This is a genomic window from Paenibacillus sp. NPDC057934, from assembly GCF_042887565.1.
Taxonomy (GTDB): Bacteria; Bacillota; Bacilli; order Paenibacillales; family Paenibacillaceae; genus Paenibacillus_AQ.
On sequence record NZ_JBHVPB010000002.1, the window covers coordinates 397516 to 423752 of the forward strand.

At 44.8% G+C, this 26237-nt stretch carries 25 protein-coding genes and 2 pseudogenes; 19 read left to right on the forward strand and 8 right to left on the reverse strand.

What is annotated here, in order from left to right; all coding sequences use genetic code 11:
- The first annotated feature begins 46 nt into the window (after positions 1-46).
- The gene (locus tag ACFVRY_RS06280; protein ID WP_387498415.1) at positions 47-1060 is read left to right on the forward strand and encodes an alpha/beta fold hydrolase; all 1014 of its coding nucleotides are present in this window, start codon (positions 47-49) and stop codon (positions 1058-1060) included.
- Positions 1061-1131: 71 nt separating this feature from the next.
- Here ACFVRY_RS06280 and ACFVRY_RS06285 read toward each other — a convergent pair whose 3' ends face one another.
- From ACFVRY_RS06285 to ACFVRY_RS06295, 3 genes are all read right to left on the reverse strand, one after another.
- On the reverse strand, positions 1132-2247 hold the full coding sequence (locus ACFVRY_RS06285) for a GerAB/ArcD/ProY family transporter (RefSeq protein ID WP_387498417.1): 1116 nt from the start codon (positions 2245-2247) through the stop codon (positions 1132-1134).
- A gap of 268 nt (positions 2248-2515) precedes the next feature.
- A complete protein-coding gene (locus tag ACFVRY_RS06290; RefSeq protein ID WP_387498419.1) occupies positions 2516-3685 on the reverse strand; it encodes a Ger(x)C family spore germination protein in 1170 nt (389 codons plus the stop codon).
- Positions 3682-5142 (reverse strand): spore germination protein, encoded by a 1461-nt coding sequence (locus ACFVRY_RS06295; RefSeq protein WP_387498421.1) that lies wholly within the window; start codon positions 5140-5142, stop codon positions 3682-3684. Before ACFVRY_RS06295 ends, ACFVRY_RS06290 begins: the two co-directional genes overlap by 4 nt.
- Before the next feature lie 22 nt (positions 5143-5164).
- On the opposite strand from ACFVRY_RS06295, the gene ACFVRY_RS06300 reads away from it, so the two are divergent.
- Positions 5165-5287, forward strand: coding sequence for a hypothetical protein (locus ACFVRY_RS06300; RefSeq protein ID WP_387498423.1), 123 nt, complete (start codon positions 5165-5167; stop codon positions 5285-5287).
- 70 nt (positions 5288-5357) lie between these two features.
- Here the strand turns inward: ACFVRY_RS06300 and ACFVRY_RS06305 are convergent, their stop codons facing one another.
- Positions 5358-5933 (reverse strand): TetR/AcrR family transcriptional regulator, encoded by a 576-nt coding sequence (locus ACFVRY_RS06305; protein WP_387498425.1) that lies wholly within the window; start codon positions 5931-5933, stop codon positions 5358-5360.
- Positions 5934-6113: 180 nt separating this feature from the next.
- Between ACFVRY_RS06305 and ACFVRY_RS06310 the strand changes: the two genes are divergently transcribed.
- The gene (locus tag ACFVRY_RS06310; RefSeq protein ID WP_387498427.1) at positions 6114-6854 is read left to right on the forward strand and encodes an SDR family oxidoreductase; all 741 of its coding nucleotides are present in this window, start codon (positions 6114-6116) and stop codon (positions 6852-6854) included.
- Positions 6855-6948: 94 nt separating this feature from the next.
- Here ACFVRY_RS06310 and ACFVRY_RS06315 read toward each other — a convergent pair whose 3' ends face one another.
- A complete protein-coding gene (locus ACFVRY_RS06315; RefSeq protein ID WP_387498429.1) occupies positions 6949-7536 on the reverse strand; it encodes a sugar O-acetyltransferase in 588 nt (195 codons plus the stop codon).
- A 177-nt stretch (positions 7537-7713) separates the two neighbouring features.
- On the opposite strand from ACFVRY_RS06315, the gene ACFVRY_RS06320 reads away from it, so the two are divergent.
- Entirely contained in the window at positions 7714-8328 is a 615-nt protein-coding gene (locus ACFVRY_RS06320) for a DUF1349 domain-containing protein (protein ID WP_387498431.1), read from the forward strand.
- Position 8329: 1 nt separating this feature from the next.
- Positions 8330-8896: a flavin reductase family protein gene (locus ACFVRY_RS06325; RefSeq protein WP_387498433.1), complete on the forward strand. Its 567-nt coding sequence runs from the start codon at positions 8330-8332 to the stop codon at positions 8894-8896.
- A gap of 93 nt (positions 8897-8989) precedes the next feature.
- Here the strand turns inward: ACFVRY_RS06325 and ACFVRY_RS06330 are convergent, their stop codons facing one another.
- A complete protein-coding gene (locus tag ACFVRY_RS06330) occupies positions 8990-9943 on the reverse strand; it encodes an SDR family oxidoreductase (RefSeq protein WP_387498801.1) in 954 nt (317 codons plus the stop codon).
- A gap of 167 nt (positions 9944-10110) precedes the next feature.
- On the opposite strand from ACFVRY_RS06330, the gene ACFVRY_RS06335 reads away from it, so the two are divergent.
- The 10 genes from ACFVRY_RS06335 to ACFVRY_RS06380 all read left to right on the forward strand — a co-directional run bounded on the left by ACFVRY_RS06335 (position 10111) and on the right by ACFVRY_RS06380 (position 21322).
- Positions 10111-10281, forward strand: a complete 171-nt coding sequence (locus ACFVRY_RS06335; protein ID WP_387498435.1) for a hypothetical protein — start codon at positions 10111-10113, stop codon at positions 10279-10281.
- A gap of 188 nt (positions 10282-10469) precedes the next feature.
- Positions 10470-10886 (forward strand): RrF2 family transcriptional regulator, encoded by a 417-nt coding sequence (locus ACFVRY_RS06340; RefSeq protein WP_387498437.1) that lies wholly within the window; start codon positions 10470-10472, stop codon positions 10884-10886.
- A 102-nt stretch (positions 10887-10988) separates the two neighbouring features.
- Positions 10989-11687 carry an aldo/keto reductase gene (locus ACFVRY_RS06345; protein WP_387498439.1) on the forward strand — a complete coding sequence of 233 codons (699 nt, stop codon included), beginning with the start codon at positions 10989-10991 and terminating at the stop codon, positions 11685-11687.
- A 35-nt stretch (positions 11688-11722) separates the two neighbouring features.
- Positions 11723-13363, forward strand: coding sequence for a helix-turn-helix domain-containing protein (locus ACFVRY_RS06350; RefSeq protein WP_387498441.1), 1641 nt, complete (start codon positions 11723-11725; stop codon positions 13361-13363).
- 128 nt (positions 13364-13491) lie between these two features.
- Positions 13492-14505: an ABC transporter substrate-binding protein gene (locus tag ACFVRY_RS06355; RefSeq protein ID WP_387498443.1), complete on the forward strand. Its 1014-nt coding sequence runs from the start codon at positions 13492-13494 to the stop codon at positions 14503-14505.
- 24 nt (positions 14506-14529) lie between these two features.
- Positions 14530-15312 (forward strand): hypothetical protein, encoded by a 783-nt coding sequence (locus ACFVRY_RS06360; protein WP_387498445.1) that lies wholly within the window; start codon positions 14530-14532, stop codon positions 15310-15312.
- 49 nt (positions 15313-15361) lie between these two features.
- On the forward strand, positions 15362-15913 hold the full coding sequence (locus tag ACFVRY_RS06365; RefSeq protein ID WP_387498447.1) for a GNAT family N-acetyltransferase: 552 nt from the start codon (positions 15362-15364) through the stop codon (positions 15911-15913).
- Between the two features lie 186 nt (positions 15914-16099).
- A complete protein-coding gene (locus ACFVRY_RS06370) occupies positions 16100-17107 on the forward strand; it encodes a cysteine peptidase family C39 domain-containing protein (protein WP_387498449.1) in 1008 nt (335 codons plus the stop codon).
- Positions 17108-17283: 176 nt separating this feature from the next.
- Positions 17284-20445: a GNAT family N-acetyltransferase gene (locus tag ACFVRY_RS06375; protein WP_387498451.1), complete on the forward strand. Its 3162-nt coding sequence runs from the start codon at positions 17284-17286 to the stop codon at positions 20443-20445.
- Between the two features lies 1 nt (position 20446).
- Positions 20447-21322, forward strand: coding sequence for an amidohydrolase family protein (locus ACFVRY_RS06380; RefSeq protein ID WP_387498453.1), 876 nt, complete (start codon positions 20447-20449; stop codon positions 21320-21322).
- Between the two features lie 369 nt (positions 21323-21691).
- Here the strand turns inward: ACFVRY_RS06380 and ACFVRY_RS06385 are convergent, their stop codons facing one another.
- On the reverse strand, positions 21692-21886 hold the full coding sequence (locus tag ACFVRY_RS06385; RefSeq protein ID WP_387498455.1) for a hypothetical protein: 195 nt from the start codon (positions 21884-21886) through the stop codon (positions 21692-21694).
- A 372-nt stretch (positions 21887-22258) separates the two neighbouring features.
- Positions 22259-22477: a hypothetical protein gene (locus ACFVRY_RS06390; RefSeq protein WP_387498457.1), complete on the reverse strand. Its 219-nt coding sequence runs from the start codon at positions 22475-22477 to the stop codon at positions 22259-22261.
- A 489-nt stretch (positions 22478-22966) separates the two neighbouring features.
- Here ACFVRY_RS06390 and ACFVRY_RS06395 point away from each other — a divergent pair.
- From ACFVRY_RS06395 to ACFVRY_RS06410, 4 genes and pseudogenes are all read left to right on the forward strand, one after another.
- Positions 22967-23665: pseudogene (locus ACFVRY_RS06395) on the forward strand (MerR family transcriptional regulator); the annotation flags it as partial.
- Positions 23645-24393: pseudogene (locus ACFVRY_RS06400) on the forward strand (serine hydrolase domain-containing protein). The pseudogenes ACFVRY_RS06395 and ACFVRY_RS06400, both read left to right, overlap by 21 nt.
- A 97-nt stretch (positions 24394-24490) precedes the next feature.
- A complete protein-coding gene (locus ACFVRY_RS06405; protein ID WP_387498459.1) occupies positions 24491-25615 on the forward strand; it encodes a copper amine oxidase N-terminal domain-containing protein in 1125 nt (374 codons plus the stop codon).
- 44 nt (positions 25616-25659) lie between these two features.
- A complete protein-coding gene (locus ACFVRY_RS06410) occupies positions 25660-26163 on the forward strand; it encodes a DUF6933 domain-containing protein (protein WP_387498461.1) in 504 nt (167 codons plus the stop codon).
- Positions 26164-26237 lie beyond the last annotated feature (74 nt).

The window sequence follows — 26237 nt, forward strand, 5'->3', positions numbered from 1 at the left end:
TCAACATAATGATAATAAAAGATGGCTAGAAAGGAAGATAGCAAATATGAAACGGATTAGAAAGCTACTGTTGATTCTGCTTTCCATAGTTTGTGTACTGGTGCTAGGCGGAGTTATTTATGCCGCTACGCCGCTCTCGTCCTGCCAATTTAATGATCATGTGGTCTCCGACGTATCCTCTGAGGGTGTAGGGGGAACCGGATCGACAACAGGAAATCGGTTGGTCAACGAACATGTCCAGTATGCAGAGGCCAGTGATCATGTGCGGTTAGCCTATCGCAAATATGCTCCGGTTAAAGCGAAGGCGGTGGTGATTTTTTATCATGGATCAGGGGCTAACAGTGCGGCAGGTTATGAACCGATCGGAGAAGGACTTAGCACGAAGTATGAAGTAGCGACTTATCTGCCAGATATTCGGGGACATGGACTGTCCGGGGGGCCAAGAGGGGATGCGCCGAGTCTGCAACAGGTATACGATGATGTGAGTCTGTTGATTGATAACGCGCATAAAGAATTTCCCGGTTTGCCCGTCTTCTTGGGTGGTCATTCTGCAGGAGCAGGGTTAATCATCAACTACATTAATTCTCCTGGACACCAGTTAGTGAACGGCTATGTGTTCGTTGCGCCAGACTTTGGATTACGGTCGAAGACAACGTATGAAGGCAATGGTAACTTCGCAACGGTATGTACCAAGGCTTATATCGTTAATGGACTTACAGGTGGATTGTTCAAGGGACATGCTGTAGGGGTACGCTACAATTATTCTGAAGAGCAGTTGAAATCAGATATTGGACTGGTGCAAAATAACACCGTGAATATGTCATTGGCATTAAACCCTCGCCATCCTGCGGAGGAGGTTGCGGCAATTGACAAGCCTTTCGGCTTGTGGGTTGGGGCAGACGATGAGATTATGAATCCGCAGAAGCTTGTTGATTTTGCAGGCAATGCCAAGCAGGAGAAGGACCAGTCGTTAACACAGATTGTGCCAGGCGAAAAGCATTTAACCATCCTGAATGATACAGCAGATCTGATAGGCCCTTGGGTGCTTAAAAACCACTAAATGATTGAGGAAAAGCAAACCAACCCCCAAGCGAGAACTTGGGGGTTTCGCTATGAATGGACAAGTGGTCATTATAGCGGTTGTTTGTTGCCCTTTTTCAAATGAAATCGAATGAACGTGCCCCCCAGAATCAGGAGAAACGGCAGAACATATGCCAGGTTGTTGAGCAGTGGCCACGTGAGGTTAACGAGTTCCTCAAGTTCGGCCTCCTTGGTGTAAGTCGTTACAGAGAGCAGCAGGCAAATGAAAGCAACGGGGAAGGCTAAAAGGCGTTCATTTTTCAACCCCAGAAGGTCTTTAAGGGTTTTTATTAGGATCAGCAGGAGAATCGAGGCTTTGAAATAAAAACCGATGATTAGCGCAAAACCAATAACAGACTCAATCCGTTCTATAATCTCCTGAAAATAGATCAGTCTGGCTAGTTGATATAATGAATATTTCAAATCCCCGGAAAGAGGGCCCAATACCATAATGCTGCTAAGGACTGACACGATCAACGTTATAGCATTGACAATGAGCGCAAGATACATATGCTTGCCGAGCCTGGGCTTGTCTTCACTTTTCACGAACGGCAAGATCATGGAGAAGACAATAAGCTCGGAATAGGGAAATCCATAGACGACATAGGCAGCATTGAGGATCGGTCTGATTCCATCGGGCATCACAGGGAGCAGGTATTCCGGATGATACAAGCCAGCAACCAGAATCCAGACCAGGACGATGCAGCCAAACATCAGTGTGAAGAAAAGAGTAGCCATGCGTGCGATCACTTCGATTCCGGCCAAAGCCGTTAAAGCAATCGTCACAAAGAACATCGAATTGACGGCATAAGTAGGGGTTTCCTTCAGCATCGTACTCTTGAAGAAGGTTCCGATCTCCAGCACAATCCCCGCTATATTCCAGAATAATACACACGTGAACGGAATCAATAGCAGGAGGGTCGGAAGGTTGCCCAGTACGGAGCGGCTTTGTTCCACTAGTGACAGATTTGGTGCTCGCCGGTTTAAGTAAAGAATGCCAGATAACAGAATTATACCCAGCACGGAAGCAATCAGAAGAGAGATCCATGCGCCATTGCCGGCAATGTTAGTGAGTGGTGCAGGGACGATGACGATGGAGGAGCCTGTCATGAAGAAGAGGAACAGCATGGACATTTGCAAAGAGCTGACACGTTCTTGTTTTCTCATACGTTCCTCCTGATCCTATAAGCTCATGAATTAACAGGGTTTAGCCAGTGTATGAACTGCTGGGCCGGTCCCCTGATTACATTGAAGATCATGTCTAAATTGGGCCATGACCTCGCCGTTACAAATATGAATGCCAGATACAGCAAAGGCACGAGAAAAGCTCCATATACAAGCCGATCGCGAGAACGGGCCTTTCTGAATTTCGGAAGGTCATGCGCAATCATAGCGGAAGCTAATAACAAGACAGTGATGAATTTCCCTGGCACCTCTATTTCTCCTTTGTCCCGAAGATGGTACCTGTATTCATACCGGTACTTAATACTTTGACATTGACATTGGTCTTAAATTGTATTCGAGCGAGCTTTTGGTCCCAAGTTGGTTCGAGCCGGTTCCAGAGCTTAGGATTCCTCCTGTAAATCTGATTGCCAATCCCGAGTGCATCCACTTTGTTCGTCTTGAAGGTTGTGAGGGTATGTTCCAGTTGCTTCTCAACCTGCTCTTTAATGGTCTGCTCGAAGCGGCTCATATCTTTAGTCGTCTTTAAGTGTGAGCAGCGCAGCTCACCAATCGTCCCTTCGAATGCAACATCTACGTCGACAAAGACGTTATCGTCCTTCACTGTTGGTGTAAGCTTGCTGCTGAAAGTAAGAACTTCAAGGGTTTCTTTTTTGTAAGGCTGATTGCTCGCATGATTCATGCAAGAGAATTCCAGTACCCCATACCTGTAACTGCCCGTCAGCATCATGAACGTTTCCGTTTCCGGCTCCCCCAGAAGGCCTACCATTTTACCATCCTGAATTAAAGCGACCCCGGAGATTTTGGCCTCATTATCTAAACTGCTTCTATGCAGGTAGGGGATGGCCGAAGTTTTGGAAGGGCTGCTCAATTGCATAGCCAGATCATACAGCGGGATGTCAGAGGTTTTGGCAGAATAGTGAGCGCTGGTCGTCTCCATCTTTTTATACTGTTGACCAATGGTGTTTTCAATAAACGGCTTAATGTTTAAAAATCGGGCGGCTGATTGCTCGGCAATAAGGGGAAGGATCGTACCCCGTGGTTCATGGTCTCTGGAGAAAAAATCAAGGACTTCCCGGATGCTTAAGCTTCTGGCCAATTGCTCTCCGATAAGAATCACGCGCATATGATCCCATTTGGCCTTTCTCCCGAACTTCGCAGGAATCTCTCGTATGGCTTCAAAAAAAGTCTCTCCGCTGGTACGAATATTAGTTCCCTTTGATGCAGCACTAGCCGTATCGCCAGCCGCCATTTTACTGGAGGGATTATAGAAATGGGTCGTTATCTCAATGCGTTTGTCTTCGCTCTGGTCTATAGCTATCGCTTGGACGTATCCGTACTCATCCAACTCGTTATTATCCCAGCATCCGCTAGTCAGGCTGAGTACAATGAGGGATAGTAGGATAGAAGAAAGCCGTCTCACGTGATTTTGTTCTTTCCCGAAGTCTTTTTATAGAAGTGCCGACTCCGTGGCGAATGCACCAATAGACGTCTAGGCACCACGAAAATTGCATCGCGTAGTCTCTTGAGATCTAGCGGAGCCACTGAGTCGAGGTACGGCTCTCCCAAAGAGCGTAGTGTCGTCAGGTGGAGATAGATCAGGATAAATCCGACCATAATGCCAAGTCCACCGAATGTTGCGGCGAGAAACATCAACGGGAAGCGCAGAATCCGCAGTGCGATCGCCATATTGTATTGAGGAAGCGCGAAAGAGGCGATGCCTGTAAGGGCAACCACAATCACCATAACCGGTGAAGCAATCTGCGATTGTATGGCTGCTTGTCCGATAACCAGTGCGCCGACGATGCTGACGGCCGAGCCGATCGGCCTAGGCAATCGAATCCCAGCCTCCCTCAAAAGCTCAAAAAAGAACTCCATGATGAGCGCTTCAATTAACGCAGGGAACGGAATGCCTTCACGCGTGTTAAGAATGGCCAGCAGAAGAACAGTAGGAATGAGTTCCGAGTGGAAGGTTGATAGTGCAATATAGGTGCTGGGCAGCATGAGCGCTATGATGAAGGCAGCGACCCTGATCAACCGGATTAACGACGAAAAAATCGTTCGATAGTAGTAATCCTCGCTGATGGTGAAGAATTCCATAAAATTTCCCGGGCAGATCAGAATCGAGGGGCTCCCGTTCACCATTGCGATGATCTTACCATCAAGCAGCGCGTTAACAGCAGTATCTGGACGTTCCGTATATCGAACCTGCGGAAAAGGGGAGTAGAGGGAATCATTGATCCACTCCTCAAGATAAGAGACCTCGATAATTTCTTCCTTAACGATGCCGTCAATGCGTTGTTTAAATTCAGTTAACGTCTCAGGTTTAACAACGCCATTCAGATAACCATAAGACACTGTTCTTTGAACCTGCTCGCCGGATGCGAACATTTCGAATTTGAGATTGGGAGATTTAATCAGACTTCGAATGACCCCGATATTGCGTTCCAGACTTTCTATAAAGCTCACATGAGGGCCTTGTACAGTTGATTCTGTGATGGGCTCAGAGGCTTGGCGCTGTTCTACATCAAGAGCATAGTACGCAATTGCTCTGGACCAGCCGTTGAAAAAAATGACGACTTTTCCATCCAGTATACCGCTAATGACTTGCTGAAAATCATCCATAAGTTCAACATATGGGGAAGCCACGCCCTTGTTCTCGAAAAAATCGATGACATCGTCAATGATTACCGCCCTGGCAGGCCCGAGCTCGTGAGGAACGAGATTTTGCAGCGTGTCCTTCACAAAATGGTTCAGGGTAGATTTGGTTAACGTGTCGAAATATACGGAGATGGCCGCTTGCTCCAGCCCCGGTCCATAGTTCCAAGTGAGGATTTTTAAATCGGTGCAGTTTGCAAAAGAGTCTTCTATTGTCTTCAAATTCTCTCCCAGGATTGAAGAAATGGCAGGGGACGATGAATCACTGGATGAATCCACACCTTCGGCGGAATGTGGTGATGAATGGTTGGTTGAAGGGATTGTCTGGCTGGTCCGTTTCCGCATGCTGTTCTCCTATCAGAAATAAGATGTTGAAGCATTTACATCTTTTCCCTAAGGGGAGGAAACTATGCGGAAAGGTTCTGACAGTAGGGTGCTTATACAGGAAAAATTTCATTCTTCTCATATAGTTTGCGGACTTGCTCAGCCATATACTGCGATGAATGAGGCCTGTCGTTCGTAATCCACCATTCCAGAATGCCAATGAACGCAGAGGCCATAAATTCCGCATTCAGCTCCGTGTCGATCCCCGATTGTAGGTTCTGCTTGGCGAGCTTCTCCTTAAGGTTGGCAGACATAAAGTGCTGCAGGCGACCCCGAAACACGGAAGTTCGATGATTGGTAAACATGGCAGAGAAGAACAGATAGTTTTCTTCAAAATAATGAAATACAGGGGCCAGGTCGGTCACCAGGAATGTTATGCCTTGACCCGATTCATTAGTACTGCAAAAGTTGATCAGTCGGAGCAAATGCTCCTCTATGCATTTATCCAGCAGATCATATTTGTCACTATAATGCAGATAGATCGTTCCCCGATTGACGTTGGCTCGCTCTGCGATATCGTTTATGGTGATTTGCTCCAGTTCTTTTTCGGAAAAAAGCTCCAGAAATGCCTTGTTAATGGCTTCTTTTGTCCTAACAATCCGGCGGTCTGTTTTAGTTGTGGTCTCCATTCTTCTAGTATCTCCTCCAGTTAATCAACAATTTCAAGGTACCTGTTGTATATCGTACAAAAACGCCTGTATTAACGATTGAATGAATGATTCTTCTCTATATAATATTATTCAACGGCCGTTAAATAATCAACAAGTATTCAATAAAATACAATTGTTCAATATAAGGAGAGATTACCGATGGGAAATACTAAAGGCAAGGTAGTTATCATCACAGGTGCATCCAGCGGTATCGGAGAAGCTACTGCCCGGTTGTTGGCAGAGAAAGGAGCAAAGGTAGTCTTGGCTGCTAGAAGAGAAGATCGACTGCAGGGCATTGTGCAAGAAATTAAAAATGCGGGTGGGGAAGCTGTTTATTTCAAAGCAGATGTCGTCTCCACCGAGGATATGCAGAAGCTGGCACAGTTCGCCTTGGAGCAATATGGCCGGATTGATGTATTGGTTAATAATGCCGGGGTGATGCCGGTTTCTCGGCTTAATGAACTGAGAACCTCCGAATGGGATCAGATGATCGATGTGAACATTAAAGGTGTACTGTATGGCATTGCAGCAGTCCTGCCGGTCATGAGAGAGCAGCAAGCAGGGCACATTATCAACATTTCATCTGTTGCGGGTTATGAGATCAGTCCCACTTCATCCGTTTATAGTGCCACCAAGTTTGCGGTTCGAGCCATTACAGAGGGGTTGCGTCAAGAGGAGTCTCCAACTTCCCATATCCGCACCACGAACATTGCTCCAGGAATGACGGAATCGGAACTGCTCCATACGGTGAACAGTCCAGAGGTTCAAGCCATGGCATCGCATATCTCAAATTTAGCTATATCGCCCTACAGTATCGCTAGAGCGATTGCATATGCCATCGATGAACCTGAGGATACTGGAGTCAACGAGATCGTAATCAGACCCACTGCACAGCCATAATTTATTTGTATCTGTGCATACAAAACGCTCACCCTCTTCATGTTCTGCATGAGAGGGTGAGCGTTTTTTGTTCTTTTAAAACTATTCGCCTTAATTACTCTTTCCAATACTTCTTCGTATCTTCTTCAGTGATGGATCGGATGACCCGACAAGGATTTCCGGCAGCGATTACGCCTGAAGGGATATCCCGGTTGACTACACTGCCCGCTCCAATGACGGTGTTGTCCCCGATGGTTACACCCGGCAAGACCACAACATTGCCACCAAACCACACATTGTTACCTACGGTAATCGGGTAGGCATACTCTAATCCTTGGTTACGCTGCTCAACATCCAGTGGATGTCCGGCGGTATAGAAGCCGCAGTTCGGAGCAATGAATACGTTATCTCCAAACGTTACTTTGGCTGCATCCAAAATAACGCAGTTATGGTTAACATAAAAATTCTCACCAATCTCAATGTTGTACCCGTAATCACACACGAATGGCTGCTCAATATGAAAGCTCTTGCTGGTTTTTCCCATCAGCTTCTCAATAAGCGCTTTACGGTCAGTCATGTTCGAAGGACGTAAATGATTGTAATCATGACAGAGATCCTTAGCCCATGTGCGTTCCTCCATCAATGCAGTATCATAGTTCGCATCATACAACAACCCGTTTTTTGCTTTTTCCTTTTCGTTCATAAGATCCTCCTGATTCAAAGAATGCTCTAAAGTTATTCTTGACTTTTAACAGCACTCTCATTATATTTCTATTATTATATATCTTTTTAAAAATGATTTAAAAAGACTTGTTACTTATGATAACTGCATTTGATAATACTCGCAAGTAAAATAATAAGAGACAAGGAGATCTCAACGATGAAAACGAAAAGAATGGATTGGGATGCAGGGACATGGATCAATACACCACAGTCTGCCCGAAGAGAAGGAGAATTCCTGAAGGTTGTACCTGAGAAGGGAAAGGACTTCTGGAAAAAGACTTTATATGGTTTTGAATTTGAAGATGGAGCTGCTTTGTTGAAGGAGTGGGATAACAACACTGCGGTAGAGGTGTCGTTTCAACTCGGTTCCTTTACGGAGTTATATGATCAGGCAGGCATATTGTTGTATCATGGTCCAGAGCAATGGATAAAAACGGGAATCGAAATCAATGACGGCATTCCCCAGCTATCCGCAGTGGTAACCGATGGATATTCCGACTGGTCGCTCGCAGCTGTACCAGAGTGGGCTGGGGAAGAGGTTACATTGCGCGCTTCCATTATGAAAGATGCTGTGATTATTCGGGCACGGACGGAGAATCACGGATGGCGTACGATTCGTGTAGCTCGTTTTCCATACGAATCCGGGAATCAGGCCGGTCCTTACACCTGTTCACCAACCCGTGCAGGCTTTGAGGTCACGTTCACTCGTTGGGACTTCACAGCACCGGACCAAGACCTTCATGTCGATCCTCCCCTGGAAAGTGGACACTAATATGAGATTACCGATAAATGAAGCGGGTTGGTATTCTTACCCTGGGATGGTGGCGATCGTCACCTCACGTTACAACGGGCAGCAGAACATTATGGCCTCCGGCTGGCATACGTACATAGGATCATCGCCAGGAATCTATGGAATCTCCATTCGCAAGGAGACCTATACGTATCAGCTGATAGAGCAGAGTGGTGTCTTTGGTGTGCATTTTATGCCGGCGAGATGCTCAGAGATGATTCAGGCTGTTGGTACATTCAGTGGGCGAAATATGGACAAGTTCGATAAGTTCAACATCGGTTATGAAGAAGGTCTCCAAGCAGATATTCCAGTGCTAACAGAGGCATACTTTGCTTATGAATGTAAAACCATGAATATCACATCCTACGGGGATCATGAATGGATCGCAGGGGAAATCGTGCAGACCTATCAGGACAAGGATTGTTTCTTGGAAAATGGGCTGCCTGATCTTACGAAAGTGGAAATCCCACTCTATGTGGGACGCTCTAGCTACCGAACATTAAATCAAACAGCGGAGGAGAAAAATCATCCGTTGTATCTACAAAACTAAGCGAAAGAATGGACGGGAAGTCATCCCGCTCCATTCTTTTTTAACATCCCGAACGGATGACAAGACGGCGTTTATTTTAGATTTTCATTAAAATTACGAACTTGTCGCTTGGCCGCCATTCACATGCAGTACCTGTCCGGTCACAAACCGAGAGTCATCCGAAGCCAGATAGACAAAAGTTGGAGCGACCTCGAACGGCTGGGCAGGACGCTGCATTGGATTGGACGCGGCGAATGAGGCCACTCTGTCTGCGGTAAAGCTCGCCGCGATAAGTGGCGTCCACACTGGCCCAGGAGCAATAGCGTTAACCCGAATGCCCTGCTTCGCCACATTGTGTGCAAGGGCGCGTGTGAATCCAACATTCGCTCCTTTGGTAGCTGAATAATCAATCATTAGCGTTTCCCCGTTGTAAGCGACAACAGAAGAGGTATTAATGATCGAACTACCAGGCTTCAAGTGCGGCAGCGCAGCTCGTGTAGTATAGAAATGCGAATAAATATTGACTTTAAAGGTGTCATCGAACTGTTCATCAGTAATATCCAGCAGGCTGTTTTGCTGGAACTGGATGCCGACATGATTGCATAGAATATCCAGCCTGCCAAAGTATCTCACGGTCTGCTCGACAATGGCTACGCAATGCTGCTTATCTCTCAAATCTCCCGGTAACACCAAGCAGCGCCGCCCCAGTTGTTCAACTCTTGTCTGTGTTCGCTTCGCATCCTCATGTTCATCCAGATAGGAAATTGCAACATCAGCACCTTCTTTGGCAAAAGCAATGGCCGCTGCTGCCCCCATGCCACTATCTCCCCCAGTGATGAGGGCAACCTTATCTAACAGCTTGTCGCTGCCTTTATAATTAGGGTTCTCTACCAGCGGCATGGGCACCATCAGCCGCTCCACACCTGGCTGGCGAAACTGTCGTTGTTCTGGCATGTTGAGCGGCACTTCTTCATATTTCGTGATCCTCCCGTAATTGGGGAACAGAGGGTAGGGCTCTGTTTTTAAATGATCCGCAAAATACTGCTGAGACTGCTCCAATTGCTCCATCTTCTGTTTATTGTCCATCGTTGCCTCCCGAATGAATTCATAGGTTATCTTATGTGCAATAGGCATTTGTGGTGATTTCAGCCCATTGTTTAAAATCTCCACAGTACTGGCTCAGATCCAGCAGATCCTACGTACATTGGTAACAAAAAAGCATGCCAGGAGGTCCTATGATCCCTTATTATTTTAGCCCGCAGGTGTATTATTTGCTTATACAGCATGACAATGGATACGTGGATATGCACTATGCTTCGAACCATTCATGGCCAGCACCAGTCATCGAGCTTAGACCGCCGTATTATACTAATCCGCAAATCGTCCTTAACTACCCGTTGATCTGAGCGCCTGACGCAGTAATTCAAGCAAAAGGAGTTCTCTGCATCGCACAAAAAATAACCTGATTCAGCTACGATACTTTTCGTGCCGAATCAGGTTATTCTTTTGGGGGATTTTAAAGACTGTCCTTGGAATCTAAATATAAAAGATATATAGTTTATTCAGAAGAAATCATAGTTAGGATGAATGGAACATGGCATACTCTACAGCCTTATCGCAAGGAATTTCAATATTACTCTATATCCACAGCCTCGCAGAAGAGGACTGCTTTAACTTTTTATCCACGAAAGTGATCTCTGAACAATTGAACATTCCAGTTCCTACAACCGTTAAGGTCATTCGGAACTTGAACAATGCCAAGCTGACGATTGCCAAGGAAGGGGCAAAAGGGGGCATCCTGCTGGCGAGGCCACTGTCTGAAATGACGTTGCTGGATGTTTTTCTAGCGGTTGAACCTGGGAAAGCGTTATTCAAACTCCACACAGATGTAGCTCTGCAAGGAGAGCAAGTTGACGAAGTAAAACAGAAGATTGTTGCTAGTCTACAGACAGCTGAGCTGGCTATGCAGCGTTCACTGAAAGAAGTAAGGTTAACCGATCTATTGGACTAAGAGAGCGGTGACCTTCTCTTTTTTTGAATTAACTAAATATAATATATATCTAATATATTTTGTTCAACGTATTATTTTCGTAAATGAGAGGAGCAGTAAATTATGAAATTAGAAAACAAAACAATAGAAGCGATGAATGGCGTTCAGATCCCTCAACTAGGTTTTGGAGTATACAAAATAACTAAAGAGCAAGAGTTTGAGACAGCGATCAGTGAGGCTATTCGTGCAGGCTACAGGCATTTTGACACCGCTAAAATTTATGGGAATGAGCAGGCTTTAGGAAGGGAGATTCAGAAATGCGGGATACCCCGTGCGGAATTTTTTATCACTTCTAAAGTATGGAACACCGATCACGGCTATAAAGCCACCAAAAGGGCGTTTGAACAAACCTGTAGCAAGCTGAATGTGGATTATCTTGACATGTACTTGATCCATTTTGCCTCACCAGATTATCTGGGCACGTGGCGGGCGATGGAAGAGTTGTATACCGAGGGTAAAATCAAAGTGATTGGGGTTACGAATTTTGAGATTCAGCATCTTGAGAAATTAATAAAACACGCCAACATTCCACCGATGATCAATCAGATTGAGACACATCCGGAGTTTCCGCAGCATGAGCTACATGATTATCTTAAAAAATATAAGATTCTGCACGAAGCCTGGGCTCCACTGGGTCAAGGCAATAAAGCGTTATTAGAACATCCAGAATTAAAAAGAATTGCCCGGAATCACAAGAAGACGGTGGCTCAAATCGTTTTGCGTTGGCATATGCAAATTGCGACAATAAACATTGTGAGCTAGAATGTGGTTAGCTAGGATGAGGGCGGTGGAATGGCTTGGTTGATGTAGATAACAACTTTAGACAGAAAGATTATGCATCACTGGATGGGCTGTGCTTCAAGCTTCGAGAGATGGAGCATATTAAGCATCAAGTGAACCCGTGGGAGCTACGGCTGCAATTTATTGAATCGCATATGATTCTTGTGGCGGCAAGTGGTCAAGGTTGGCTAACCATTGATGGAAAGTTCACCGAGCTTCGACAAGGCAGCGTGTATGTATGTACGCCAGGTCAATTAGTGGAAGCGGAAGTGAACACTCTTGATGAGCGGGGGTTCTATCATATCAGATTTGATGTTATGGAAGATGAAGGAGATTCAGGGCACACCATGCAGATTATTACGAGGAATAGCCCGTTTCCAGCTAAAGGAGAAATTATCGTTACGTCACCGGTTTCTGTCCATACGTTGTGCAATGCGATTTGCCAAAACATACAGGATGAAGATTGCCTGAGACGGTTTCGCGCCCAGATCCTTTTTCTGGAATTGCTTCATACGATCCTGCAGGATGCTCATCCTGTAGAGGGCAACGACTCAGAGACAGCGCTAGAATTCGTTAAAGAGTATATCGAGCAGCATTATCAGCAGGAACTCACAATCGATCATTTAGCTAAAGTGGCGGGAATTAGCACCCGTCATTTTATGCGTTTATTCAAAAAAAGATACGGCTACAGCGCAATCGACTATTTGGCAGTGTATCGAATAGAACGGGCGCAGCAGCTGATGAGATCAGGTGGGCAGCATCGCCTGCGGGACATTGCACGGCATGTAGGCTACCACGACGATATTTATTTTCGGCGAAAATTCAAACAGATCTCAGGTGTGCCACCAGCCACATTTATGAAGAACAGCAGGGAAAAAGTAGTGGCCTACGATTTTCCGAACATTGGCCAGTTGATTGCGCTGCAACTGAATCCTTATGCCGCACCAGCCGATCACCCATGGACGGATTATTACAGACGAAAGTATCAGTTGAATACCTTACTGTCGCTAAGCTCAAATCAGTCGATCAAGCGAGAGGAAATCCGTCAGGCTAAACCTGATTTTATTATTGGTATCGACATTCTGGTCCCTTCGGAGGAGCAGGACTTGTTGAAAGGCATCGCACCGTCCTATTTTGTACCGTGGGTGGACAATGATTGGCGTACGCATCTACGCTTGATTGGACAATTTATGGACAAGGCAGTAGCAGCGGAGAAATGGCTGGAGAAATATGACCGAAGGGCCCTTTTTGTAAGAGAGCAAGTGAAGAACGTATTCAAGGAGGATAGTCTCCTCATTCTGAATATCACCGGTGATCGGTACAGTGTTTTGGGCAAAAGAAGCCTAGGCACGGTATTCTATGATGATTTGCAGGTCGCGCCTGTGCAAGGTCTCGATCTGTTGAGGATAGATCAGCAGTTAACGCCGAATGAGCTGGCAGATATAGATCCAGACCGTTTATTGCTGATCGTCGATGAGGATACTCAATCGCAATTAAGCTGGCGGAGACTCATGAACACTACGCTCTGGAATGATCTCAAGGCCGTGAGAAGTAAGAAGGTAGAATTCCTGCCATCCTATCCTTGGGTTGAGTATACGGCGTTCACCCATGAGCTACTGCTGGATGAAGTATTAAAGATTTGGCGGGATCGTGCATAAAATAAAGTCGCTATCGTCAATATGCTGACAATACATCTTCCTCTATACTCCTTATATATGATAATGATAATCAATTTTAATTAGAGATTGTCATCCAACCATCAAAATATCAGGAGGGCCATCGAAGAATGAAGCAACAACGCAGTTTGATTACAGGCTTAATCCTCGTAATGCTAGTCATGTTAATTACGGCTTGCGGAACGAGTAAAGCAGATAATGTTGTAAACGCTGGAAATACAGCACAGAACACGGGTGGGAACACAACAGCAAATACTGAAAAAAAGAGCGAAGCAACTACCGATGAACAACGTGTGATTTCAACTCTAAAGGGGGACCTAAGGATTCCAACAGATCCGAAGAGAGTTATTGGACTTTCGGTTGTATATCCGGAGTTTTTATATGCACTTGGCGTTACACCGATTGCGGTTCAGAATTATCATCCGGAGTTCCCTTCTTATTTGAAAGAACCGTTCAAAGATACGCTGAAGATGGGACTTGGCCAAGCTCCTAATTTTGAAGCGATTCTGGCCTCAGAGCCGGATCTGATTATTGCTCCTACATGGTGGTCCGATAAAGATTATGATCAGCTCTCCAAGATAGCACCAACAGTGCTGTTGCCACAGCGTGATAATTGGCGCGATGAGTTGCGGGATATCGGCGAGGTTCTCGGCAAAACAGAAACAGCAAATAAGGTGATTCAAGATTTGCAGTCCAAAGAAGCTGAGGCCAAGGAGAAACTCCAGACTCTAGCCGGAGACGAGACCGTGCTCTACATGATGATCATGGCGAAGGAAATCGTAATTTACGGCGAAAAAAGTGACCGCGGTAGCTTCATCCATAAAACACTAGGCCTAAAGCCGATTAAAGAATACCCTCAGGAAGAAATCAGCCTATCTATTTCATTGGAAAAAATACCGCAATATAATCCCGACCATCTCATTTTGCAGTTAGATGATGATTCCAGCGAAGAAGTACGCAATAGATATGAAGATATGCTCAGCAGTTCCTTATGGAAGAACATGACCGCAGTGAAGAAGAATCAGGTACATATGATGGGAGGCAAAGAATGGTTCAGTCTGGGCATGTCTCCACTGGCAGACGATCATGCGATTGACGATGTCATTCATGCTTTTGAAAAATAGACATTAATCATGGGAGGGTATGCAATGGGCACGGTTGATTTTCAACAGTTAGAAGAGAAGTTCGCCCTGACTCTGCATGAGCTTGAGAACACCGTGCTTACTATCCCTGCGAGCGATTTATTAATAGCCGAACATATGCAACACCTAATCGACACTTATGGCTCGCTTATCAAAGCTAGAGAACCTGCTGCTACGGCAGCTTTTTTTGTTAGCTGGTTTGCGGGGGTATGCGGGGCATTGCAGCACATGCTATATCAAGGCAATGAGGTCATTTTGGATTTGTCATTGTCTAATTTGACCGTACAATTATACATAGATGGACAGTATCCTCTTTTTTCCTTTAAAATCAATGAGGCACAGTTTAGCGACGTTTCAGCAGCGGACCTTAAGGAAGAGTACAAGAGAACGCTACATGTTTTTTACAAGGAACAGGTAACACCAATAATTCAGCTACTGTCAGAGCTAGTCCCAACCCGTGCTACTGCCTTATGGGGACAAATCGGTAATCCGTTATATGCTCAGCTTGAAGAAGCGTTGGCTGCAGCCTTTGATGAAGAGAGTAGAAATCGAATGGTTTATTTATATGAATGGCTAACACAAGATCTCGATCCTAGCTCGTTCGGACTAAGTAGCAACCCGCTTAACAGGAAACCGAGATTTATTGAGCACCCTAGTATCCCTGATCTTAAAATTAGGATGAAAACCGCGTGCTGTCTGGCGTATTGCTTGGATGGCGAATTTGGTTATTGTTACGAATGTCCGCGGTTAAAAGAAAAGGATCGGGCATTCATGAGAGCGAATAAGTAATAACGATACGATTGAATGCAATTAAACAGATGAAGAGGAGTCTTAGAACGTGACACAGAATAATCAACTGACCATAAATCGGCTTACGCAAGCAGATATACAATCTGCATTTGAACTTTTTACATCCTCAATCACAAACACTTTTGAAAAAGAAGGAATACTGCATTTAACGGATAATCTGCACAGTGAAATTGAAGTGAAACAACAGAAGGCTCTGGCATCTCTGGCGGAGCATTCAGATATCTATTTTCTTGCTGCTAAAATCAATGAAACGGTCGTCGGCACGATTTCCTTTGCCCCCTGTGGGGAGGTTATTCGTGCATTATCTGATAATCAGCTAGATGACGTGGGCGAACTGGGTAGTCTATATGTATTGCCAAGCTATCAAGACCAAGGTGTGGGTTCGGCATTAATTAAGGAGTTAATAACTTATCTGGTGTCGCAAGGGACGGAGCAATTTTGTCTGGACAGTGGCTACAGCAGCGCGCAGTCGAGATGGAAGCGGAAATTTGGAGAGCCTTATAAAGTAGCGATTGACTACTGGGGACCTGGTTCTGCGCATATGGTTTGGTTGTGTCAGGTGAGTGATCATATAGCGTGAAGTTTGTGAGTTAACCTCCGAAATACCAATTTCTACTATTTCAGATAATATATTCATCTAGTTAGTTTTAAAAAATCCAATATAAACTAATATATGTATTTTTTTAGGTGGATATGATATCTTATAGTTATAAATAAAGGTATAGTAGTTAATTAATGGTTTGGTTATTGAGGAGGGAGCATTCCTATGAAAGTATTGGAAGTGAACAAACCAATTATTGCAGTAATGCCAGAACATGCGCATGCCCTATCTATTATTAGTGCGCATGAATCGTATGAAAATTGGATATTTAGCAATTTAATTCAAGTTTTTCACGACCAGAAAGCGGTGGTGGATAATGATAAATTATTAATACGTTTTCTTGATGATGGATTTATACATAAATCAAGGATAACCAAATTTGAAGAAGTTCAAAAATCAACCTTTTCAAGATGGTTCAGTGATGTGTTAAAGCCGCTTATGGATTGTATTGATAATAACACCTATATCATAACATTATTGGATAGTTTCTATATTCCCAAACACAGACCATATTATAAGACAATACATAGGCCTCATATGACATTGATTTATGGATATTGTTTAATTGAACAATGTTTTTTTATTGCTGATTTCTTTGAAGGTTTCTATAGTTTCGAAAAAGCAAGTTTTGAAGAGGTCAGATTGGGATTTGAAAATGTTCCTCCTGGAGATTGGTCTAAAGTAAGCTTAATTCAGAAGGGAGAGAATCAGTATAATTTTGACCTTCATCATGTGATCAAGTCAATTAAAGAATACAAATTATCGATTTGTCCACATGAACAGGTATTACGAGGGACAAATAATATGTTTAATAATGTCTATGGGTTGGATGCTTATAGAATTATGTTAGAACTTATTCCATTCTATTTTGCTTTAGGAGAAGAATGTATGGATATTAGATCTTTTCATCTTATGTACGAACACAAGAAATTAATGATTCTTAGATTAAATATCCTAGGTAGTATTTTTAAAATAGATAGTGAATTAATTCAAGGTTTTAAAGAAATCGAACAAGAGGCCTTGATCCTTCGTAATATAGGACTTAAATATCTATTAACTAAAAATAAACAATGCATAGAGAATATTTTGATTTTATTAACCAGGTTAATTAAAAAGGAAGATGAGCTCTTATCTCAATTACTAGATATAAAAGGTATAAAAATATTAACATGATAAAGAGAGGACTATGGAAGAAGTCCTGGATATTTCTTCGTAAAAAGCCACTTGATTGTGGCTTTTTACATGTTTAACGAATGCAGCGTTAAATTCGTAAAACCCTTCCAATTAATGTTATGATTAGCTTAGGGTTACCCATACATACTCATAGTTAGAAGTAAGGAGATGAGAGCATGACAATCAATACCACCGCGGAGCAAATCTGTATTATCGAATATGATCCTTCTTACGCAGGGGCACTTGCTGAGATGTGGAATCTCAGTAACGAAAGCTGGGGAGGCGGTACTAACCAACGAACGGAGGACACGGTGCGCCGGGAGATGGAGACGTCGTCCAATCTTCATGCATTCCTCGCCGTCGATGGAAGGGAGGTTGTTGGCTTCTGCAGCTTCGCCCACTACCGCCACGACGAAGGGGCTCTGTATGTGCCACTGCTCAATGTAAGACCCGATTATCACGGTTACAAGGTCGGTCGCAATCTGATTTTGAATGCGGTTCGTAAGACGGTGGAAGCAGGTTGGCCGCGGCTGGACCTCTTCACTTGGGCGGGCAATACGAAGGCAGTGCCGATGTACAAGAAATGCGGATTCTTCTGGGAAAAAAATGACGACTACGTTCACCTGATGAACTTCATCCCCACCATTTTGCAGACGGAAGCGCTTGCCCCTTATTTTGAGGAGCTGGACTGGTACGGGGACAGTACCCGTGAGCTCGTCGTTGAGCCGGATGGCCGCCGGGAACGAGGCTTCGATTTTATGGAGTACACTTGGGGCAAGGGAGAACTCTCCCTGCGAGCAGAATTTGAAAAGACTGGTCGAGGTTTAACTGCTCTTGATACACCAGATTATACAATCTCCACCGAAATCGCTGATCATGATCTTGTATTCGGTTCCACCTACAACGTTCGATACCGTATCAAGAACTGCTCAACTGCTGAGTTGGACATTGAGATCAAGGGCCAGGATGACAAGAATATCCGATTTGCATTGGACGCTACACATACCATTGCTCCTGGAGAATCGGTTATCGTGGAAGGAAAATTCGAACTTGACCCGATTAGGGAGGAACAGAATGACAAGAAAACCCATCCGGTTGTCAGAAGTGAGTGGTTGATTGGGGGCAAGCGGGCCGAATTCCGTATCGGTATTGCTCCGAAATTCCCGCTCAAGATGAAGATTGCGCAGCCAGCCAAGGCGTTGTTCCCGGGCATTTCGAGTGAGCTGTATCTGAATGTAGAGAACAACTTTGCCTCAGAGGCGGAGTTTGCTCTGGAGTTGCCGGAAGATGAGAGTATAGAATGGGCCGAGCGTAACGTCTGCTTCACGGTTCCAGCTAAGGGTAAAGCAGCGATTGCGGTATCCTTCACGCTTCGGTCATACGGATTGTATTCGCAAGAGGTTGAAGTGACGGCAAGTCCGGGTGATAGTCAGTCGGTATCCTTCACGAGCAATTTATCTGTCTTGATGAAGGGCACACATGGCCGTTTCGGTGGCGAGAATGGGGATCAGTGGGTTGCCGTGAATGGAGCGTTCTCCCTGCATCAGAGCAAAAACGATAATAACATTTGGATCGAATATCCGGAATCTCACCATAGCTTCTGGTGGCCCTATCCGAAGCTAGGTAAGCCGTTCGCCGACGAATTCTCCAAGAAGCAGGCCAAAGAAGTGAAGATCTACCCTGAGGGTGAGGGTCAAATTCTTGAAACTCTTTATGAGTCGGAAGCTTTCCCTGGCCTTGAAATAAAGTCGGTAGCCAAACTGTTCGCCAGCGGTATCGCTGAATTTCATCACGAGATCTGCAACACCACCAGTCAAGAGCTGGAAGAGAACCTATTTCTGCAAACCAACTTCGGTTTCTTCGGCAAACGACTCATTCTGCCTTACCAGGGGCAGTTTGTAGATATGGGCGATGCCTACTCTAGTGATCCAAGTCATTGGGACAGTGCACAAATTACGGAGAACTGGCTGTTCAGCAAGGAAGAGAACGGGGCTAGTGGGATCTACTGGGACCCTTCACTGAAGCTGCTGCGCCCGGAATACCCGCTTGGGCTGGAACATGATCTGGGCCGAATTCCTGCCGGCGATGTCGTTCGGACAAAGACAACTGTGTTTGCTCTGAACACCTTCAAGAAGTGGTCGGATTTCCGTTCTTTTGCCCGGAAGCAGTATGAGCCGGTTGTATCCGCGTTAGCTGATCATCTCGAACTGGCGCTGGGAGGCGGAAATCTGTTCTCACCTGGGGAGCTTCATGCAGAACTCATTGAAAGAAAGATGATTCCACTTGCTGGTAGCCTCGAACTGTATGTGCAAAACGATGGCCAAGCAGAGTCGAAAGTCGCTGACATTGAGTTGCACAGAGAACATGATTTGCGCTCTGCAGGTTTTGAATTCTCTCCTGAGGAAGCGGAAGGAACAGAAAGTAGTGATCGTGAATCCGTTTGGAAAGTCCGTGCCGTTTATTGTGGAGAGGATCGAGTTCAGGCGCGTTCAGCTCTCTGGTTCCCTCAGAAGGAAACAGCTGTTGTTTGCGAAGTGGAAGAAGGACCAGCGGGTCCTATTTACACGGTGAGTAATGGAGTTCTCACCATAGCAGCTGCCCCTGGTTTTGGGAGCGTCGTGCATTCCTTGAAGTACCAGAACGCAGAGTGGCTTGACAGTTCTTATCCGGAAGCGGCCCCGCGTTCCTGGTGGAATCCCTGGTACGGTGGACTCGGCGTAGATATTCCTGGCATGGGTGGGTTTAGCCTACAACAGGAGCCGAGAAGTGCGGCTTGGGTGGAGAGAACAGATAGTCACGGGAACCTCTGGAAGGGCCTTCGATTGACGACTGTGATTGAGAAACAGGAGGCGAATCGAGGAATTACGATCCACCAGCATTACCTAATGCTGCCCGGTGTCCCTGTTCTCTGTGTGCTGCATTCCGTGACCAACGAAAGTGGCGTGGTTCTGCTGAATTATTCACTCTCAGACGCTAATTACTTCCACCCTTCGCCGGTCTTCTCTGAAGGTTGGCTGGAGCTTCCCGAGCAAGGGAAATTCCTTGTTGGAAAGCTGGGCGCAGGTCTTGATTCGAAGGGCCTTTTGCGAATCGGTGCGGTTTCTCGTAAGGACTTACTGCATATAGTCAATAATTCTGACAATCAGAACGCTTCAGTGTACGTGAACAACAAAGTGTTCGGTCAAAGTGTGAATCATCATCTTTCCCTTCGTAATGGAGAAACCGCTTGGACACAGCCGACTTTCCTGATCTTGGGTGGAATGGCTCTGCATCCGGAGGATGTCCGGGATCTTCAGAAGATTACCTTTACTAGCCCTACTGACACAAAGGAGAACTAATATGCCGATCATTGACATTCATATTCATCTGTCGGATATTGATAGCTTTCATCAAACCGCTAAAGATCTGTCCAAAGTCGATTATAGCGCTGCTGGCCTCAAGGCGGAGTTTGACAAGAACGATGTCATTCTCGGTATCGGAATGGGTGTCACAGAGCAGAGCAAGGGCGCTTTTCCCGATTCCAGTTCCCCCAATCCGATGCCCCTCGACCTGGAAGAGACCGTACCACCATTCCTAATGGAGTGCGTGGGTATTAATCCGAACATGCTCGTCGGTAAGCAGTCTTTGGAAGAGCTGGATCGGATCGAGTCACGGCTGCAAGCTCCTGAGGTAGCAGGAATCAAATTGTATGCCGGATACTATCACCATTACGTATATGACAAAATCTACAGCCCAATCTATGAGCTGGCTGCAAAATATGAAGTGCCTGTGGTGATTCATACCGGCGACACTTATTCGATGAACGGCTTGCTCAAGTATTCACATCCGCTCACCGTAGATGAACTGGCACTCCAGCAGCGTGGGGTGAACTTCATGATCTGCCATCTGGGCGATCCGTGGGTGATGGACGCCGCCGAGGTGGTGGCCAAAAATCCTAACGTCTACGCTGATCTATCCGGTTTAGTCGTCGGTGACCGGCCGCACTTTGAACGGTTCATGAATGAACCACTGTTCATGGATCATTTCCGCCGGGCACTGGTGTATTCCGATCATTACGAGAAAATGCTGTTCGGAACCGACTGGCCGCTCGCGCCGATTGACCTGTATGCGGAATTCGTGCGCCGGCTTGTGCCGGAGCAACATCATGAGAAAGTGTTCTACGAGAATGCCTTTAGACTGTTCCCGCGTATTAAGGATCGGATCGCGGCGCTGTGAGATCGGCGGAGGCGGTATAGTTAGAGTTGTATGAATAAACTAGAGGACAATGCAAAAGAACGAAGTATAAGCAGCCAAGCCATCCCCGTATTTTGAAGGGGATGGCTTGTTTTTTATCTGAGTATGATAGCTTGTCAGGGATAGCACCAGACTTTATTCTCGCTGCATTTCCCCGTTGACGTTGCCCGTAGGGCAAGGTGCATAGTGGATATAGAACAAAGCTTTGATGTATATAGCATTTCGTACATCTTTAAAAGAGGAATAATCGAGGTGACCTTTGTGCTCTCGATAGGAGAATTCTTGAAGATTTGCGAAGTTCGCATTACGCACAAGGAAACTCTAAGAGATGCTTCTGCATCTAATAGTTTTTTAGCCGAATAATCTTGAGAGCAGAATAATCTCTGCCAATCTTATGATGCGTCTTCTTCTACGTCCTCTAATAATGGAACTTAGAATAAGAAAATCTGTGCCAACCGATGAGAGGGTCCCAGTATAAGTACCCCCGGTGGTTGTCACCTGCACGGTTTTTCCTTGTAATAATTTAGCTTGTTTGCGAAAGTTCATGGTTAATCCCCCTTTCCTTTACTGATAAGGAATGCCTTATAAGATATTCCTTAAAAGTAAAGTGTGAAAGGTATAAATGTGGATAAAAGGCAAGCCTAGAGGCGATTATCCGATTGGTTGATGCACATCAGGGTACCATCATCAGTGAGAGAGTGATCACCCAGAAGTTGGGGGCGGCGGACCGGGCAAACTATCGAAATTATATATACCTGGACAAAGCAACGCACGATTACTCAACGAAAAATCGAAATACGCGGCATTACTCGTTTCATAATTATTGTTACATGGTCATTGAGGACTGAGAGCGTACCGAGGATAGTCCGGCGCCAGTTTCATTGGACGGAGGTCATATAGATTACTGGACCAATCCTTCTAAGGTGCCTTCGAATTAAATTCTTCTATAGTGACGGGAATGAAAGATTGGATAATGGTTTTTCTTAAATGTGTAAGGATTTGATCTGCTCTTAACTCAAAGCTTAATCCGGCCAATTTCTTCTCTGCCAAATAGTTCTTAGGTATCTCAATACTGAACTCGTAGATGGTACTGTCTGCTTTCTGTTTAATGGTCTTCTGCTGAATTAGTGTTGCCATGTTTTCTATCGTTTCGGGTACTGAAAATTCGACATTTGCTCCATCCACATTTGTGAATTTAATCGTGTATAGTATGGAACCATTCCATTGTTTGAAATGCTTATTGATAATGAACATTTCTTTGTTAACTGGAAGGGAATCATATGTTTATCATTTACTGTGATATTTTCGACACCAGAGATCTCGGTAACTACATCTCCATCTGAAAGCAAAGTTATGTTATTGATGTCGATAAAATCTATAGCGGATAAAAGGTAAATAGCATAGACTTTAGAGTGGAAAAAATGGTGTTCTTCTTTTGGCACACCCCCTTATTTTTCATTTAATAGAGTCTGACCAGAAATGATATTCCATTATTTTACTATGAGAGAAGGTATATGTCGAAGTTTACTTTGCCCTTAGGGCAAGGTGCATATTGGATGAAGAACAAAGCTTTGATGTTCACAGCATTCTGTACATATTTAAAACAGGGATAACGGAGGTGACCTTATGCTCTCGATTGGTGAATTCTCAAAGATTTGCGAAGTCTCTACCAAAACGCTTCGGTATTATGCCGAGATTGGCTTAATAACCCCGGATGAGGTTAACCCAGAGAACGGATATCGGTATTATTCGATCCAGCAGCTTAAATAGATGCTGTTGATTAACCGCTTGAAATCGTATCATTTCTCTCTGGCGGAAATTAGAGCCCTTCTGGAAGTTGAGCAGGATCAATACGAAGAGAAGCTTTGCGCTGCCCTTCATCTCAAGCGAAGAGAGATCGAGAACAAGATACAGGCTTTTGAGTACACACTTCAGCAAATGAACAATGACATTCTAAATGTAGAGAATGGAATACCGATGCTGGCCTACCTTGACCGAATTGAAGTGCAGCTTGTTGAAGTCCAGTCGATGAATATTCTCTATACGCGTCAAATGATGAGTAGGGAGGAGTATACCCTAGGATATGGATCGTATTTTAGCCACCTCTATGAAAAGATAGCTATCGACCAACTCACCTTATTGGGTACCCCCATGACGATTTATCACAGCCAGGACTACAATCCTGCCGGCAATGATGCAGAGTTCGCCATCCCGGTAAAAGAGGCTGTAAAAGGAACGAGAGATTTTCCTGGGGGCCTATGTGCCAAGGCAATTGTCAAAGGAGCCTATTCAGAATTGACTTCGGTGTATGCGAAGCTTCGGGAACGGCTTGTGGCGCTTGAACCAAGTATTCAATCCGAATACAGCAATATTAACGGCATCGTTGTTATGAGACATGGACAGATCGCCTATGAAAAATATTTTAATGGTTACGGCTGTGATCATAAGCATCATGTGGCCTCTGTAACAAAAAGCATCCTATCTGCCCTTGTCGGCATTGCTATAGATGCAGGTTATATTAACAATGTAGATCAGAAGGTGCTAGATTTTTTCTCGGAATATGTTCCCCCTGTTGAAGATACGCAGAAAAGCGAGATTACGATCCGACATTTGCTTACGATGACAGCGCCGTATCTCTTTCAGGATTGGCACGAACCGCTGGACAAGATGTGTATGGCACCTGACTGGGTAAAATATACGCTGGATATACTGGGGCAGCAGGGGCGTATTGGCGATTTTAAATATTCCTCCGCAGGGGCGCATCTGCTCTCCGCTATCCTCTGAATCGTGGTCTTTGGGAACAGACTCAGATCATTCCAGGGACATGGATTGACGATGCAACAGCGATGAACGCTCATCATTATGGTTATCTATGGTGGTTGCGTGAGGAGGACGGAGTGTCTGTCTACTCCGCACTGGGTGATGGCGGCAATGTCATTTGCTGCATTCCAGATCAAGATCTGGTCGTGGCTATTGCTTCGGAACTTATGTTGAATTCCCCTGATCGGTGGACTCTGATTAAGGAATGTATCCTCCCGGCGGTAATGGACTAGGTATCAAAAAATGGAATAAACAAGCAACCTTCCGCAGTAGTCTGCGTCTAAAGATTACGTAGGTTAATGTTCTCTAACACGGGAGGCTCGTCAATTCATGGATAAAAAATGGATATTAGCTCCTATTCTTGCCGCGTCATTGCTTGTGGCTCCAGTAACTAATGCGGCTACGCCAGCTTACTTCATCTACATTACAGATGGGGGCGGCAAGGCTACCAGCTCAGCGCTGATTAAGGATGGCATTGCTTATGTTTCATCCGGCAACTGGGAAGCAGCGGGACTTCGGGGCGTGTGGGACCAGGGTCACAAGAGAGTGGAGTTTACAGGATGGGGGAAAAAGATAGCCGTCCGCATTGGAAGCAAAACGGGAGTCTTAGATGGGAAATTGGTCAGTCTGGGAGGTATCCCTTTTGAAACCAATGGACAATTATATGTACCCGCTGACTTCCTTGTGAAGTCATTAGAAGGCGAAACCGTCAGCTGGGATGCAGCCAAGAGAATCTATACGGCAAAAGAACTAAAGACCTTTTCCAGTGCCAGCGCACAATTCGGCGGTTATACGTACGAGGTAGATAAAAAGGTTGGGCGCTTATATGTCACAGATTCTTCCGGGAGTACCCGCCTGCTGGCGAACCTCGGATCGGAGCTGTACGATATGGTGGAGTTTGATTTTCAGAAGACAGCGAAGGGCCTAATTTATCTGACCTTGACAGATGTTTACGGGGAACCTCATATTCATAATAAATGGTATACGTTGATTATCAAGGACGGAGGGGTCATTCGCCAAGCAAGTGTAGGATACTTTATGCGATATGGTAACAATGTCAAAATTGCGGGGAATCAGTTCTTGCTAACTGATGGGAAAACATTGCGACTGATCGAAGATGGAACGGGAAACGTTGCCCAGACCCTTGACCTAATCAAGCTGGGTGGTGTTTCTGACACCTATTTGGTGGAAGGAATGGATGATGATTTTCTACTGATCCGGCCCAATCAACAAGGTTTCCTCACACTAATAGATCGTAAAACAGGGACCAAAACGTTGCTTTACAAAGAACTGCTGGATTCCGAACAGCAAAACTTCGCGGAAAACAATGATCTTCCCTTCTTTGGGGACAATCTAAAGTTTGTGAAGCGAGAAGGCAATGCTCTGCTATTTACAAACGAATATGTACGAGATGGTAAGGTGTACAAATTTAATTTGAGTGGGAATAATAAATAATAAAACTACTGTTAGACGAAAGTTGTGCAAGAACAAGGAAAGGAATGAACAAAAGAATGTTTGTTTTAAGATTTACCCAAACTTTATTGAAAGATATGAAAATTACACCTGTAGAGTACGAAAATATTTCACCATTCTTGAGTTGGCATGCTAATATTATTCGATTGAATAAACGAAAACACATTATATTTGTCAATGACCTTAGTCGGCTAAGTATCATCATTGATGGCGTTAGAACTTCGCAGTTAAATATTTTATTAGATAAATTTCATTCAACACTGTTTGCATACTTAGTAAGCGAAGGAATAGAGCAGAAAGGAATAGAGTCGTATTTGAAAGAGGGACTCGAAACGAACATCTCCAAAACGAACAGTAGAAGTGTCTTAGGGACAATGAAAGAAATAACAATGTATTGTGACGTAACGCAAGATAAATTTGCGGATCAAGAAGAGCGGATCAAATGGCTGAATAGAACGATACATAAACCCATTGACTATAAAAAACCTATTAATGTATTTAAAGAAGAGATTCGAAAATACTCTATATAAAAGTTTGACCGAACAAGTCGGAACATGATGGGTCATGTGCTCTGGCTTGTTTTTTGTTATTAAATATGATAATT